This is a genomic window from Actinocatenispora sera, from assembly GCF_018324685.1.
Classification (GTDB): Bacteria; Actinomycetota; Actinomycetes; order Mycobacteriales; family Micromonosporaceae; genus Actinocatenispora; species Actinocatenispora sera.
This window is the reverse complement of record NZ_AP023354.1, coordinates 5,800,370-5,814,194: the sequence shown is the minus strand read 5'-3', so window position 1 is coordinate 5,814,194 and position 13,825 is coordinate 5,800,370. Positions and strand designations below refer to the sequence as shown.

Genomic DNA, 13,825 nt, shown 5'->3' with positions numbered 1-13,825 from the left:
CGCCGGCTTTCGTAGGGTGTCCGCCATGCCGCCGAACGACCCCGAACCCGCCGCAACGCCGCAGGCCACGCCGGAGTCCGGGCTGACCCAGCTGCCGGGCCGGGGACTGTCCCGGTGGTTGCTGGTGCGTGGCCTGCCCCGCGACCCGCAGGCCACCGCGCACCTGACCGCGATGCTGGTCGCCGCGGTCAGCACGGTGCTGCTGGTCCGCGGTGGCCTGGCGCTGGCCGGGTACCCGCAGGTCGGCGGCGGTGGCCTGCACATCGCGCACGTGCTGTGGGGCGGGCTGCTGATGATCGTCGGCCTGGTCCTGCTGCTGTCGTTCGTCGGGCCGGTGATCCGGCCGCTCGCCTCGGTGCTCGCCGGTATCGGCATCGGGCTGTTCATCGACGAGGTGGGCAAGTTCGTCACCAGCGACAACGACTACTTCTACCGGCCAGCGACGGCGATCATGTACGTGCTGGTGGTGGTCCTGGTGCTGCTGGTGCACGCGCTGCACGGGCGCCGGCCGCACCATCCCTCCGAGCACCTGGCGGCGGCGGTCGACCAGGCGGTCGCCGGCGTGGTCGGCGGGTTCACCCCGCGTCGCCGGGCCGCGGCCGGCCGCCAGCTGCACCGGGCCGGTCGGGCGCCGGGCCGGGCCGAGGCGCGGGCGCTGATCGGCGCGGTACCCGACGACCCGGTGGAACTGTTCGACCCGCTGCGGTTCGTCGACCCGCACCGGCTGCTGGCCAGGTTGCGGCTGTGGGCCCGGCGCGAGGTGCACGGTCAGGGGCGGATCGCGCAGGCGCTGCCGACCATCACGGTGGCCGTGCTGCTGGCCCAGATCGCGTACTCGGGTGCACAGTTCGGTGTCCGGCTGGTGGGCCGGCTGGACGGCCCGGCCGGCGCGGTCTGGCGGGGCGCGCCCGGCCCGATCCCGCTGGTACTGGGGCTCGCCTCGACGGTCACGTGCCTGGTGCTGGTGATCGGCGGGTGGCGGCTGCTGCGCCACGACCGGCTGCGCGGGTTCACCTGGTTCCACCGCAGCCTGCTGGTGAACCTGTTGTTCACCCGCGTCTTCGAGTTCGACGTGACCCAGTTCGTGGCGACCGTGTCGGTGCTGGTGGACGTGCTGATGCTGGTCGTCGTCGGCGCCGAGCTGGGCCGGCTGAACCGGCTGGCCGACGCCGCGGAGGCGCAGGCCGCCATCGACGAGGAGCCCGGGACGGGCCGCCCCGCCGCCGGTGACGAGTCCGGTTCTGGGCCGGAGCACGCTGCCGCCGGTGGTGAGTCCGGGTCGGTGGGCGAACATGCTGCCGCCGGCGACGAGGAGCCGCCGGCGGCAGGGTCGAACAGCTAGCTCAACCGCGTTGGGTGGACAGGAACCGGTAGCGCCAGACGGCGTCGTCGGTGGGTGCGTCGTCGCGGCGGTAGTTCAACCGCCAGATGTCGGGCAGTCCGTCCACGGTGCTGTCCACCGTGGTCATCTCCAGGTGCGGGGCTGGTACCGGATCGGTCAGCGGCACCGTGATGCGTTCCCCGTCCCGGGGTCCGCCGACGAGTTCGATCTCCACATCGAGCATGAGTCCGCTCCTTCCCGCGTGGGTGGTGAGCGGCCACCTGCAACGGCGGCCCGTGCGGCCGGGGCCGGGCGCCCAACGGCAACGCACCGGCCTCCCTTCGAGAGTAACGGCGTCATCGGCCCAGGCCAGCGGGAAGCGCGGCCACCGGTCCCGGTCGAGTAACCGGGCGTGGTCCACGGCACGCCGGTACGGCCCCGAACGGCTCCGAGTCGTGTATCCTTTTGGCGTTGCAGTCGTAGTTTCCCCGAACGTTTGATGCGCACGCGGGATTTGTGACAGCGGGGCGTCTCGTTTTTCGGGAAGATCTCTCCGAAGGGTCGATCGGCTCCCGCCGCAACAAGGCGGTCGTCCGCGCGGCGGCCGAGTAGCTACCACAAGGAGAGTCATGGCACAGGGTACGGTCAAGTGGTTCAACCCGGACAAGGGCTTCGGCTTCATCACGCCGGACGGCGGCGAGCCGGACGTGTTCGTCCACTTCTCCGCCATCGAGGGCTCCGGCTACCGGAACCTCGAGGAGAACCAGCGCGTCGAGTTCGACGTGACGCAGGGCGCGAAGGGCCCGCAGGCCGAGCGCGTCCGCGGCATCTGAGCCACGGGCCTGGGTAACACCAGACGCGAAGCGACCCCCGATGCACTCCGCATCGGGGGTCGTTTGTGTCCTGGTTCAGGCTGGTTCGCCGTCGCCCACGCTCCCGCTCACTCGGCGTATGCGTCGGCGACTCTTTACCGGTGAGATTCCCGGATCCTCGCCCGTGCCGGGCAAAAAGCATCGATGATCAAGGATGACCGGCATGGCGGATCGTCGGGCTGATCCGGTTCTGTGCCATTCTGGGTAGGGGAGATCGTTTACACCTCCGTGGCGGGACGAGGGTGGTGTTGGTGCGTCGACAGAATTCGCTGCTGGGTGACCTGGCTTCGCTGTTGGTGTGCGGTGTTCTGGCCGGCATCGTGGTCGCGCTGTTGGCCTTCCCGGGCTTCGGCATCAGCGGCCTCGCGGTCAAGTCGGGTACCGGTGTGTTCACCAACGAGTCCGACCAGCTGAAGATCCCCCCGCCGCCGCAGAACTCCTACCTGTACGCGAACGACGGCAAGACGCTGATCACCACGTTCTACTCGGACAACCGGACGCCCACCACGATCGACCACGTCCCCACGGTGATGCAGCGCGCGATCGTGGCCGCCGAGGACACCAGGTTCTACCGGCACCACGGCGTCGATCCGCGCGGCGTGATGCGGGCGCTGCTGGCCAACCGCAGCGCCGGGCAGGTCTCCGAGGGCGCGTCGACGCTGACCATGCAGTACGTGCGCAACGTGCGGATCTACTCGGCGAAGACGCCGCAGGAGCTACACGCCGCGACCGAGCAGTCGATGGCCCGCAAGATCCAGGAGATGCGCTACGCGCTGGCGCTGGAGCGCAAGCTGTCCAAGAAGCAGATCATGCAGGGCTACCTGAACATCGTCTACTTCGGCCACCAGGCGTACGGGATCGTCGCGGCGTCGAAGGTCTACTTCGACACCACGCCGGACAAGCTGACGCTGCCGCAGGCCGCGCTGCTCGCCGGGGTGGTCAAGTCGCCGGACGCGTTCGACCCGGAGTCCGGCCCGGCCGGGCGCAAGGCCGCCCTGGTACGCCGCTCGTACGTGCTGGACTCGATGGCCAAGCTGCACTACATCAGCAAGGCGGAGGCGAAGCGGGCCAAGGCGGCGCCGATCGGGCTGCGCCCGTCGAGCACGCCGAACGGCTGCACCGAGGTTCCGAGCAAGCACCGGGACTGGGGCTTCTTCTGCGACTGGTTCGTGCAGTGGTGGGACCAGCAGAAGCAGTTCGGTGCGACCTCGGCGGCGCGGGAGAACACGCTGCGCACCGGCGGGTACAAGATCGTCACGTCGATGGACCCGAAGGTGCAGGCGTCGGCCCGCAAGGCCTCGCTCGCGGTGTACTCGAAGACCAACACCAAGGCGCTGCCGATCGCCGCAATCGAGCCGCACACCGGCCGGGTGGTGGCGATGTCGGTCAACCGCGACTACAGCCTGAAGAAGAACCCGGCCGGGATGAAGAACCGGCCGAACACCGTCGACCAGCTGATCGCCGGTGGCGGTGACGTCAACGGGTACCAGACCGGGTCGACGTTCAAGATGTTCACCATGCTCGCCGCGCTGGAGTCCGGGCTGCCGCTGGACACCGGTTTCCACGCGCCCAGCCCGCTGCGCACCAACTACATCGCCGGGAACGGCTACTACTCACCGGTCAACGACAACCCGAAGTGGATGGACGGCTACCGGACCATGTGGGACGGCTACGGCCGCTCGGTCAACACCTACTTCGTCTGGCTGGAGCAGAAGATCGGCGCCGAGAAGGCGGTCAACATGGCCAAGCGGCTCGGCATCAAGTTCCGTGCGCACAGCGACGCGGTGTACGCCTCCAAGGGCCGGTCGAACGGCTGGGGCGCGTTCACCCTCGGCGTCGCGCAGACCACCCCGCTGGACCTCGCCAACGCGTACGCCACGGTGGCCGCCGAGGGCATCTACTGCAAGGAACTGCCGGTGAAGTCCATCGTGGACGCCCGGGGGCACGCGTCGGACGCGGCGAAGCCGCAGTGCCATCGCGCGGTCTCCAAGGACGTGGCGCGGGCCGCCACCGACGCCGCCCGCTGCCCGGTGGGCCAGCAGGGCTTCTACCACAAGTGCAACGGGGGCACCGCCCCGAGGTCGGGAAGATGTTCGGCTCCCGGCCGCTCGGCGGCAAGACCGGTAGCTCGGAGACCAACGCGACGGAGTCGTTCGTCGGGTTCACCCCGCAGATCGCCGCGGCCGCCACCGCCTGCACGCCCGACAATCCGTGGGACTCGGTCGGCGCCGGCATCTCCAGCTCGGTGGACGTCGCCGTCGCGAAGACGATGCTCACCGACCTGTCCGGCCAGCCGATCCGCGGCTTCCACAAGCCCTCGCACCACATCGCGTACGGCTGACCCCGGCGCGGCCCGCCGGGGTCAGCGGCGGGCCAGCCGGCGCCCGGACGACGTCGGCGCCGGGGTGTAGCCCAGTCGGTAGTGGGCGTAGATCTCCGGCTCGCGCTCGGCCGGCAACTCCTCGTCCACGCCGAGCGTCGGCGAGTTCTTGATCTGCCCCTTGTCGTACGGCACCTGCAGGTCGTTGCGGCCCACCCGGGCGCCGTCCAGCGGTACCAGCGCGATCTTGCGCATCCCCGGCATGCCCAGCCGGACCGCGGCGAACATCGGCTCGTCCGAGGCCGCGTCCACGTAGACCGACTCCAGCGTGCCGATCTTCCCGCCTGCTGGACCTACGACAGGCGCACCTTTCCACTGTGAGATGTCCTGAATTCCAATCATTCCTACCTCCGAAGCCACGGGTACTTCACCGATATTCTCCCGCCTTATCCGGTTCCAGGCGGCGAAACGTCACGGCCCGTGCCCATGGTCGATCTTGACCGGACACGTCCATCGGTGCTGAGATCCATCCCAGAGACTGTCGGGGAACCTCATGATCGGCCCGCTCGATCGAAGGTCCCCCGACAGTCTCTTCATCGACAAGGACGGAGACTTCCATGCCCCGCATCCGGTCCCACCGATGGCTCGCGGCCGGGCTCGCCGCGGCCGGGCTCGCGCTCGCCGTACCGGCGTCCGCGGTCGCGGCACCCGCGGCAGTCACCCCGGCCGCCGCGGTCGGCGACGTCCAGCTCACCGGTACCCAGCGGCTCGCGTCCGGGGTCACCCTGGCGACCTTCCAGGCCACCGCCTCGCACGGCACGGTCACCGGCGAGCTGATCACCGCCGACCTCGCCGACCCGCACGTGTCGGTACGCCTGCTGCGCCCGGACGCGGTGGCCCAGCGCGAGACGGTGTCCGGCATGACCGCCGACGCGCACGCGGTCGCCGGCGTCAACGCGGACTACTTCAACATCGACGAGTCGCAGCACCCGGGCGTCGCCGCCACCGGCTCCTCCGACGGCCCCGAAGTCGACGGCGGCCGCGCGATCAAGGCGGCGGTGCCGGACAAGCAGCGGTTCGGCCCGGCGATGGCGCCGGGTACCTCCACCCGGGATGTGATTGGCGTCGGCGTCGACGGCCGGGCCCGCCTTGGCACCCTCACCCTGGCCGGCAGCATCGTCACCCCCGGCCACCGGTACGCGCTGGCCGGGCTCAACCAGTACGCGGTCGCCGAGGGCGGCATCGACGCGTTCACCAGCGCCTGGGGCGCCACCTCGCGGGAGCGGGCGGTGTGCGGCAGTGACACCAGGCGTGGCGACCCGTGCAGTACCGACACCGCCGAGGTGACCATCCGGCACGGCCGGGTCACCGCGGTCGCCGACGCGCCCGGTGCGGGTGCGATCCCGGCCGGCAGCACCGTCCTGGTCGGCCGGGAGGCCGGCGCGGACACGCTGCGCGGGCTGCACGTCGGTGAGCCGGTGCACGTCTCGTACCGGCTGACCGGCGCGCAGGTGCCGTTCCGGGTCGCGGTGGGCGGTGCCCCGATCATGCGCGACGGAGCCACGATCACCGGCGTCGACGACAAGGTCGCGGCGACCCGCACCGGGGCCGGGATCAGCGCCGACGGGCGCACGCTGTACCTGATGACGACCGACGGGCTGGCCGAGTCCGGCAGCGGGCTGACGCTGGCCGAGGAAGCCGACCTGCTCGCCGGCTTCGGAGCGGCCGACGGCATGAACCTCGACGGTGGCGGCTCCACCACCTGCGCCGCCCGGCTGCCCGGCAGCGACGAGGTCACGCTGGTGAACAAGCTGCCCACCGGCGCGGCGGAGCGCCCGGTCGCCAACGGACTGGGCATCGTCGCCCGCTGATCCACCGACTGATTCATGGGCATCGTCGCCCGCTGATCCACCGGCCGGTGCGCCGGTCACGACCGAATCCACCGGCCGGGTCCCTCCGGGCCCGGCCGGTACGGTCTCCCGCCGGCAAGCCCACGATCCGTGGCGACCCGGGGGAGCGGCGGTCAGCGGCTGCCCGGCGCGCGCCGCAACACCAGGGCGAACACCCGGGCGGCGTCGGCGTTGACCAGCACGGCGAGCGCGACGAGGCCGGCCAGCGGCGCGGACACCGCGGCGGCCACCGCACACAGCAGCAGCCGGACGTCGCGGCGCAGCAGCCGCTGCGGCGCACCCGGCGCCAGCACGTTGAGGTACGACACGAGCAGGCTGCCGGCGCCCGCCACGAACCCGAACGCCCAGTCGACCGGCCGCCCGCCGGCCGCGAGCACCAGCCCCGCGATGACGGCGAGGTCGGCGTAGCGGTCCAGGATCGTGTCCAGCAGCGCGCCGCGCCGCGAGGTCCGCAGCCCGATCCGGGCCACCTCGCCGTCCACCCCGTCCAGCGCGTTGCCGGCCTGGACCAGCACGCCGCCGAGCAGCATCGTCCACCACCGGCCGCCGAACCCGATCACCGCGGCGCCGGTCACCGCGACCGCGAAGCTCAGGCCGCTGAGCAGGTCCGGCCACACCCCGGTACGGGCCAGCAGCAGCGTCACCGGCCGCGACAGCGGCCGGTTCAGGTACCGGCAGACGAGCCCGTCGCTGGGCTTCGACCCGTACCGGTGCCACAGCGCGCGGTGCACCCGGCGGACGTCCCGGTCGCCGCCGAGCGTCGTCGCGAACCCGGCCGCCGGCCGCAACACCAGCCCGGCGACCGCGTCCAGTGCCGCATCCGTGGCGTCCGCCGCGAGTACCTCCCGGGCGGTACCGGCGTCGACCACCGCGAGCGTCGTGTCGGTGCACCGCACGCCGGTCCGCTCGGCCAGATCGCGCACGGTCTCCGCGTCGAACACCGCGGCCGCACCGACCAGCAGGTACCGGCCGGGCGGCAGGTCGGCGGGCGGTGGGCACGGCTCGGCCGGGGGCGCGTGCCGGGTGACCAGCCCGGCCACCAGGTCACCGGAGCGCCGGCCGGCGGCCACCAGCACCCGGCGCACGCCGGCCGCGTGCAGGATCCGTACCGTCCGGTCGAGCAGCAGTCGCCCGCCGACCGGGGTCGCCTCCACCGGCCGGTGTGCCGGCGACGGCTCCGCCGCCAGGACGACAACCGCCACCACCGGGCCGGTGGGATCAGACCACCGGGTCGTGTCCGGCGCCGGTTCGCTGTTGCCTGGGGTCATCCAGCACCTCCGCTACGACCGGCGTACGCCGTGGCGCAGGCACGGCGTACGCCGCAACGGATCTGTGGGATTACCTCTCGATCGTAGAACCGCCTGGCCCCGGTGGCGGAGGTGGATTCTGCCCGCGGCGAGGCCCCGGCGGGCCGGCGGCAGCGCGGCGGCGGATGGCCGCGGGACCGCGGTCAGCTGCGCTTGTAGCGGCGCATCGCGGCCGGATAGCCGAGCACGCCCGCGTCGTACAGCGGGATGTGCAGCTCGGTCGCGAGCCGGCTGGCCACTCGGGCCGAACCGACGCGGCGCCGGATCCACTCGCCGTCGGCGGCGACCGCGGCGACCGTGGTGTCGGTGGCGGTCGTCTCCGGCTCCAGGTAGAACTCCACGCCGGTGCGGGTCGCGACGAACTCGCGCAGCTCGTCCAGATCGGTCGGGGTCGCCTCCCGGTCGAGCATCGACTGGTATCCGCCGCGGTGGGCGCGGATCTGTCCGGCCGACCGGATGCCGCGCGGGTCCGACGGCGCGAACAGGCGGCGCAGCCGCGCTCGCAACCCCATCCCGACCTCCCCGTTCGTCCGGGGCTCCGGCTCGGTGCCCCTCTCGGCCGAGGCTACGACGGTTGGATGGAGCGAGCCTGCCGGCGAGCTGGGAACAGCCTGGGTGCCTCAGCGCGATCCGGACCGGTCACCGCGCTCCGGATTCGTGGCGGACTGCGACCGTCCGTCCCTCTCGTCCGGTTCCGCGGCGGGGACGCCGGCGCCGCGCAGCGCACCAGGGACGGTCGTCAGCGGCCAGATCAGCCAGATCGCCAGCACCAGTCCGATCCGGGGCAACCAGGACAGCAGCGCCGCCGATCGGTGCAGATCACCCAGTACCAGGGCCATCAGCCCGAGCAGCGCGGCGGCGATCGCGCCGGCGAGCACCGCCTTGCCCCACTCCCGCCACTCGTACCGGGCGCGCACCGGGCCGGACTTCGGCAGCTTCGGTGGCCGCGGCCCACCGGCGAACCGGTACGCGAACCAGCGGTCCGCCCACCGCACCATGCCGCGGCCGAACACCACCGTGCCACCCAGGTACACCGCGGCCAGGCCGTGCTGCGGCCCCGCCACCGCGTGCCTGGCCAGCAGGTCGGCCACGGTGGCGATCAGCAGCACCAGGTCCAGCACCGGTACCGCGGCCAGCAGCACGGTGCTCGCCCGGCGCCGGCGCAGCAGGTACCGGCAGGCCAGTCCGGCGCCGACGAGCAGCCAGAACCCGATCTCGCATCCCACGATCACCGCGAACAGCACCAGACCAGCGTCTCGACCGCGAACCGGTACCGCATCGTCGCACCAGCCGAACCCGGCATGATCCGAACGATGTACGGCGGGGCCCGCCCGCGCCGCGGCCGGGTGATGTTGAGATGTGGTGATGGCGGTGACCGGATGGTGGCCGCGGCGCCTGCCGCCGCGGCGCGACGTGGGCTCGGCCGCGGCGTGCGCCGCGGTCGGTGCCGTACTGTTCGCGGTCGGGCTGTACGAGCCGAACGCCCGACTGGCCCTGCTGCTGATCCCGTTCTGCGCGATCGTCGGCGCGGACCTGCTCCGCAGTACCGCGCCGCTGCTCGCGCTCGCCGTCGGGGTCGCCGCGGTCACCGCGGACCTGCTGCTCGGCGGCTCCATCAGTACCTGGCAGGTGTTCTTCGACCTCGTCTACGCGGCCTGCGTCTACGGGCCGCGCGGCGCCGGCCGGTGGCTGCTCGGCGGCTCCGTGGTCGTCTCGCTCGCGGCGCTGGTGGTGCTGCTGGCGGTACTGCGGGCCGACGGACAGAGCTGGCGGCTCGCGCTGCAGGCCGGCGTCGCGATCGGGATGACCGCCACCCTGGTGACCGTCCTACCGGCCACCACCGGCGCGGTCGTGCGCGTGCACCGCGACCAGCTCGCCGAGCATCGCGAACATGCCCGCCAGCTGGCCCGGCTGACCGAACTGGACCACCGCGCCGCGGTTGCCGCCGAACGGGCCGCGATGGCCCGAGAACTGCACGACGTGATCGCCGGCCACCTCACCGCCATCGCGGTCGGCTCGGCCGCCGCGCTGCGGGTCGCCGGCGACTCGGCGCCGGCGCTGCGCGAGGCGGTACAGCTGGCCCGGGACAACAGCGTGCAGGGGCTGACCGAGATGCGCGCGATGATCGGACTGCTGCGCGAGTCCGGCGCCGACGAGCCGTCGGTCACCCGGCCGGGCCTCGCCGGCGTCGCGCAGCTGGTCGACGCCGCCGGCCTCGCCGTCACCCTGCACGACCAGCTCACCGAGGCGGACCGCACCGCCCTGCCCACCGCGGTCGATCTGGCCGGCTACCGGATCGTGCAGGAGGCGCTCACCAACGCGCTCAAGCACGCCGGCCCCGGTCCCGTCGAGGTACGCCTGGGCCGCACCGCCGCCGCCGTCACCGTCCAGGTGGAAAGTCCGCTGGCCGGCGCCGACCCGGACCCGGCGGTACCCGGCTCCGGGGCCGGCCTGATCGGCATGCGCGAGCGGGCGACCCTGCTCGGCGGCACCCTGACCGCCGGCCCGGACGGCACCCGCTGGGCGGTACGGGCCAGCCTGCCGCTGCGCGCGCCGGAGGCCGCGTCGTGATCCGGGTCCTGATCGCCGAGGACCAGCCGACCGTGCGCGCCGGCCTGTCGATGATCCTGGCGGCCGAGGCCGACCTGACCGTCGTGGGAGCCGCCGGCGACGGCGCCGAGGCGATCGCGCTCGCCCGCGAGCTGCGCCCGGACGTGACGGTGATGGACATCCGGATGCCCGGCGTCGACGGCATCGAGGCCACCCGGGTACTGAGCGCCGAAGCGCTCACCGAGGTCCTGGTGCTGACCACGTTCGACACCGACCGGCTGGTGTTCGGCGCGCTGCGCGCCGGTGCCGCCGGCTACCTGCTCAAGGACGCCGACCCGCAGCAGTTGGTGGACGCGGTACGGGTGGTGGCCGCCGGCGACGGGATGGTCGCGCCGGGCGTGACCCGGCGGCTGATCGCCGCATTCGCCGCCCGGCCGGCGGCGCCGGCCGCGCCACCGGAACTCGCCGAGCTGACCCCGCGCGAGCGGCAGGTACTGGTGCAGCTCGGCCGCGGCGCGTCCAACGCCGAGCTCGCCGCCGCGCTGGGCATCGCCGAGCCCACCGCGAAGACGCACGTACACCGGGTACTGGCGAAGCTGTCGCTGCGTAACCGGGCCCAGGCCGCCGTGCTCGCCCGCGAACTCGGCCTGGCCGACGGGCCGGCACCGGGCTGAGCCGGCGGGCCGACACCGGAGCGCGCCGGTGATCCGGCGCCGACCGAGCCGGCGCTCCGGCACCGGAACGACCGGTACGGGTGCTGGCACGAATCGGTGATCCGGTGGTTGTGCGGCTCACCTAGGGTTACGTCCAACGCGGTGCACGAGGGCGCCGCATAGGACAACCTGGGGGATCCCCGATGAGCGACTTCGACACCGGCCACGACGACATCCAGGTCGAGTACACCGATGGTTCCAGCGCCGACGTCATCGACGCCAACCACGACGGTTACGCCGACCAGGTGGATCTCGACTCCAACGGCGACGGCCGCACGGACACCTGGGAGTACGACTCCGACGGCGACGGCAAGGTCGACCAGGTCGACTGGGACGCCAACGGTGACGGCTCGCCCGACCACGGCGAGATGGACACCAACGCCGACGGCCGGGCCGACACCTGGAGCGTGGACACCAACGGCGACGGCTCGCCGGACGAGATGGCGGTCGACAGCAACTACGACGGCCGGGTCGACGAGGTCGGCGTGGACAGCAATTACGACGGCAAGATCGACGAGGTGGCCGCGGACACCGACCACGACGGGCACGTCGACGCGGTGGCGACCGACACCGACCACGACGGCACGTTCGACACCGTGCACTACACCACCGACGGGGCGACCAACCCGTTCGCGACCGGCGCCTGAGCCGACCGCGACACCGGGCACTCGCGCCCCTGTCCGTCCGGAGGCGCACCGCGGTACGCGGTGCGCCTCCGTCGTGTTCGGATGCGGCCCGCCGGCAGTGCCTTCGCCGGTGCCGCGGGCGGCCCGGCGGTCAGGAGGCGAGCATCGAGGTGCCGCCCTGGTCGGCCAGCCAGGCCGCCACGAACGACTGGTTCTCCCGCCAGTCGTGCGTGCTGATGGGCGGCAGGATGTCGTCCCACATCGACAGGAACGAGCCGCGCAGCTGCAGCGCACCGGCCGGCCGGGCCAGGAAGCAGAAGTGCAGGTGTGCGGCGCCGTCGCCCCACCGGTTGACGTGCACCCGGGCCACGCCCGGCAGCGAGCGCATCGCCCGCTCGATGCGTACCGTCAGCAGGCCGAGCTCGGCGGCCTCCAGGTTGGGCAGGTCGCCCAGGTCGAGGTGCATGCGCGGTTCCAGGTAGAGCACCAGAGGCAGGCCGGGCGGCTGGTCGGTGGCCTTGACCCGCCAGCGCTCGTCGACCCAGATGTACGCATCGTCGTGGGCCTGGCAGGCCCGGCAGTTGGCGATCTCCTCGCCGTCCCGCGGCGGCTCGGGCAGGGCCGGCGGTTCCAGCGGACGCACCGTGAGTGAACCGCTGAACGGGAACGTCGGCCAGTTGACGAATTCGGGAAGGGGTGTGTCCACCCGGATCACAGTAGTCACTGCACGCACCGGCGGAACCGCCCGAGTCGGCCCGTCTCACGTCGAACGTCGCAGCCCGGTCGCCGGGCACCGCACGGGGCGACCCGCTCCGGTACCGGCGGGTCACCCGAACGGTGCCGCCGCGGCCGGACGCCACGATGCCCCGGTGCGGGCACCGGGGCATCGTGGCTTGCGACGTCAGCGCCGACCGGGTCGGGCGCGGACCGGGTGGATCAGGCTTCACCGAAGACGCCGGCGTCGACCAGCCGCTTGGTGGTCACGTCCCAACCGTGGTCGGGGAAGGCGACCTGCAGGCCCTCGAGCTCGGCCTTGATCTTGGTGCCGTGCCCGCCCTCGGCCAGCGACTTGACCTCGTCGACGAACTTGTCCGAGTCGGTGCGCAGCCGGGTGGTCTTGCCGTTCAGCAGGTTGCGCACGTAGACGTTCTTGCCGCCGTTGAGCGGGATCAGGTACTTGTACTCGCCGAGCACGCTGAGGGCGCCACCGGACGCCTGGCCGGCGCGAACCGAGGCGCGTGCGGTCTTTGACTGGGCCACGCGTGGAACTCCTTGCACTCCTCGATCGCCACGCGGCGGATCACCGCCGGGCGATGCTGTCGGGTCGCTGAGCGCCGAGCCGGGGGGCTGAACACTCAACCTGATGGGGACAGCGTCGGCGCGCGACCCCGTCCACATCCCAGCGTATCCGATGCGGTACGGCACCGGCTCGGTCGGGATGGGGCACCGCCGGGTCATCTTGACCACTCCGGCTACCATTCGGCCCGCCCGCCGAACCCGACTCCGCTAGCGTTTCCACCCGCCGGCAGACAACCACATCATCAAAATCCGCAGAACGCTGGCGCAACGCCAGTGCCACAAGTCATCATGTTTCCGACCACCTGGCAGAGCGAGGACGCGGGGGAAGGCGCACCTCGTCAACCGGGAGGTCGATCGTGCCGACTAGAGGCGTCGTGTACGTCCATTCGAGCCCGCCTGCCGTGTGCCCGCACGTCGAGTGGGCCATCGCGCGTGTGCTGGGCACGCCGGTTCGACTGGAGTGGACCCAGCAGCCCGCCGATCCGACCACCGTGCGGGCGGAGTGCTCGTGGTCCGGTCGGGCCGGGACCGGGTCGGAGCTTGCCGCTGCCCTCCGGCAGTGGGCGATGCTGCGGTTCGAGGTGACCGAGGAGCCGAGCCCCGGCGTCGACGGCGAACGCATCATGTACGCGCCGGGTCGCGGCATCTTCCGCGCCTCGGTCAGTGCCAACGGCGACATCGTGGTGCCGGAGGACAGGCTGCGCTCGCTGCTGGCCACCGCGGCCGGCCCCGAGGCGCTCGCGCACGGGCTGGAGCGGCTGCTCGGTGCATCCTGGGACACCGAGCTGGAGCCGTACCGGCACGCCGGCGACGGCGCGCCGGTCACCTGGCTGACCCAGGTCGGCTGAGGCACCTCGCGGTACGGCCGGTCCCCGCCGTGGGCCGGCCGTACCGTGCTGTCTGGCCG

General features: G+C 72.5%; 15 protein-coding genes. 8 read left to right on the top strand and 7 right to left on the bottom strand.

The window, feature by feature from the left end; all coding sequences use genetic code 11:
- Positions 1-25: 25 nt before the first annotated feature.
- Positions 26-1,342, top strand: a complete 1,317-nt coding sequence (locus tag Asera_RS27320) for a hypothetical protein (RefSeq protein ID WP_051801528.1) — start codon at positions 26-28, stop codon at positions 1,340-1,342.
- Position 1,343: 1 nt separating this feature from the next.
- Here Asera_RS27320 and Asera_RS27315 read toward each other — a convergent pair whose 3' ends face one another.
- Positions 1,344-1,565: a hypothetical protein gene (locus Asera_RS27315; RefSeq protein WP_157034600.1), complete on the bottom strand. Its 222-nt coding sequence runs from the start codon at positions 1,563-1,565 to the stop codon at positions 1,344-1,346.
- A 385-nt stretch (positions 1,566-1,950) separates the two neighbouring features.
- Here Asera_RS27315 and Asera_RS27310 point away from each other — a divergent pair, with 385 nt between their 5' ends.
- Complete coding sequence (locus Asera_RS27310) at positions 1,951-2,154, top strand: cold-shock protein (protein ID WP_030444326.1); 204 nt, start codon at positions 1,951-1,953, stop codon at positions 2,152-2,154.
- A gap of 290 nt (positions 2,155-2,444) precedes the next feature.
- Positions 2,445-4,604: a transglycosylase domain-containing protein gene (locus tag Asera_RS27305; RefSeq protein ID WP_212804734.1), complete on the top strand. Its 2,160-nt coding sequence runs from the start codon at positions 2,445-2,447 to the stop codon at positions 4,602-4,604.
- On the opposite strand, the gene Asera_RS27300 is transcribed toward Asera_RS27305, so the two are convergent.
- The gene (locus Asera_RS27300) at positions 4,556-4,915 is read right to left on the bottom strand and encodes a PRC-barrel domain-containing protein (RefSeq protein WP_030444328.1); all 360 of its coding nucleotides are present in this window, start codon (positions 4,913-4,915) and stop codon (positions 4,556-4,558) included. The two genes, Asera_RS27305 and Asera_RS27300, sit on opposite strands and share 49 nt — an antisense overlap.
- 215 nt (positions 4,916-5,130) lie before the next feature.
- Here Asera_RS27300 and Asera_RS27295 point away from each other — a divergent pair, with 215 nt between their 5' ends.
- A complete protein-coding gene (locus tag Asera_RS27295) occupies positions 5,131-6,384 on the top strand; it encodes a phosphodiester glycosidase family protein (RefSeq protein ID WP_051801530.1) in 1,254 nt (417 codons plus the stop codon).
- A gap of 152 nt (positions 6,385-6,536) precedes the next feature.
- On the opposite strand, the gene Asera_RS27290 is transcribed toward Asera_RS27295, so the two are convergent.
- The 3 genes from Asera_RS27290 to Asera_RS27280 form a co-directional block, all read right to left on the bottom strand.
- Positions 6,537-7,691, bottom strand: a complete 1,155-nt coding sequence (locus Asera_RS27290) for a CDP-alcohol phosphatidyltransferase family protein (protein ID WP_030444330.1) — start codon at positions 7,689-7,691, stop codon at positions 6,537-6,539.
- Between the two features lie 182 nt (positions 7,692-7,873).
- Entirely contained in the window at positions 7,874-8,140 is a 267-nt protein-coding gene (locus tag Asera_RS27285) for a hypothetical protein (protein ID WP_051801633.1), read from the bottom strand.
- A gap of 210 nt (positions 8,141-8,350) precedes the next feature.
- Positions 8,351-8,974: a hypothetical protein gene (locus Asera_RS27280; protein WP_244844047.1), complete on the bottom strand. Its 624-nt coding sequence runs from the start codon at positions 8,972-8,974 to the stop codon at positions 8,351-8,353.
- A 121-nt stretch (positions 8,975-9,095) separates the two neighbouring features.
- On the opposite strand from Asera_RS27280, the gene Asera_RS27275 reads away from it, so the two are divergent.
- From Asera_RS27275 to Asera_RS27265, 3 genes are all read left to right on the top strand, one after another.
- On the top strand, positions 9,096-10,301 hold the full coding sequence (locus Asera_RS27275) for a sensor histidine kinase (RefSeq protein WP_030444333.1): 1,206 nt from the start codon (positions 9,096-9,098) through the stop codon (positions 10,299-10,301).
- Entirely contained in the window at positions 10,298-10,954 is a 657-nt protein-coding gene (locus Asera_RS27270) for a response regulator (protein ID WP_030444334.1), read from the top strand. Before Asera_RS27275 ends, Asera_RS27270 begins: the two co-directional genes overlap by 4 nt.
- 182 nt (positions 10,955-11,136) lie before the next feature.
- On the top strand, positions 11,137-11,640 hold the full coding sequence (locus Asera_RS27265; RefSeq protein ID WP_030444335.1) for a hypothetical protein: 504 nt from the start codon (positions 11,137-11,139) through the stop codon (positions 11,638-11,640).
- A gap of 130 nt (positions 11,641-11,770) precedes the next feature.
- On the opposite strand, the gene Asera_RS27260 is transcribed toward Asera_RS27265, so the two are convergent.
- A complete protein-coding gene (locus Asera_RS27260; RefSeq protein WP_244844044.1) occupies positions 11,771-12,325 on the bottom strand; it encodes a hypothetical protein in 555 nt (184 codons plus the stop codon).
- A 230-nt stretch (positions 12,326-12,555) separates the two neighbouring features.
- Positions 12,556-12,879, bottom strand: a complete 324-nt coding sequence (locus Asera_RS27255) for a hypothetical protein (RefSeq protein WP_030444337.1) — start codon at positions 12,877-12,879, stop codon at positions 12,556-12,558.
- A gap of 395 nt (positions 12,880-13,274) precedes the next feature.
- On the opposite strand from Asera_RS27255, the gene Asera_RS27250 reads away from it, so the two are divergent.
- Entirely contained in the window at positions 13,275-13,766 is a 492-nt protein-coding gene (locus Asera_RS27250) for a DUF3145 domain-containing protein (RefSeq protein WP_030444338.1), read from the top strand.
- Positions 13,767-13,825 lie beyond the last annotated feature (59 nt).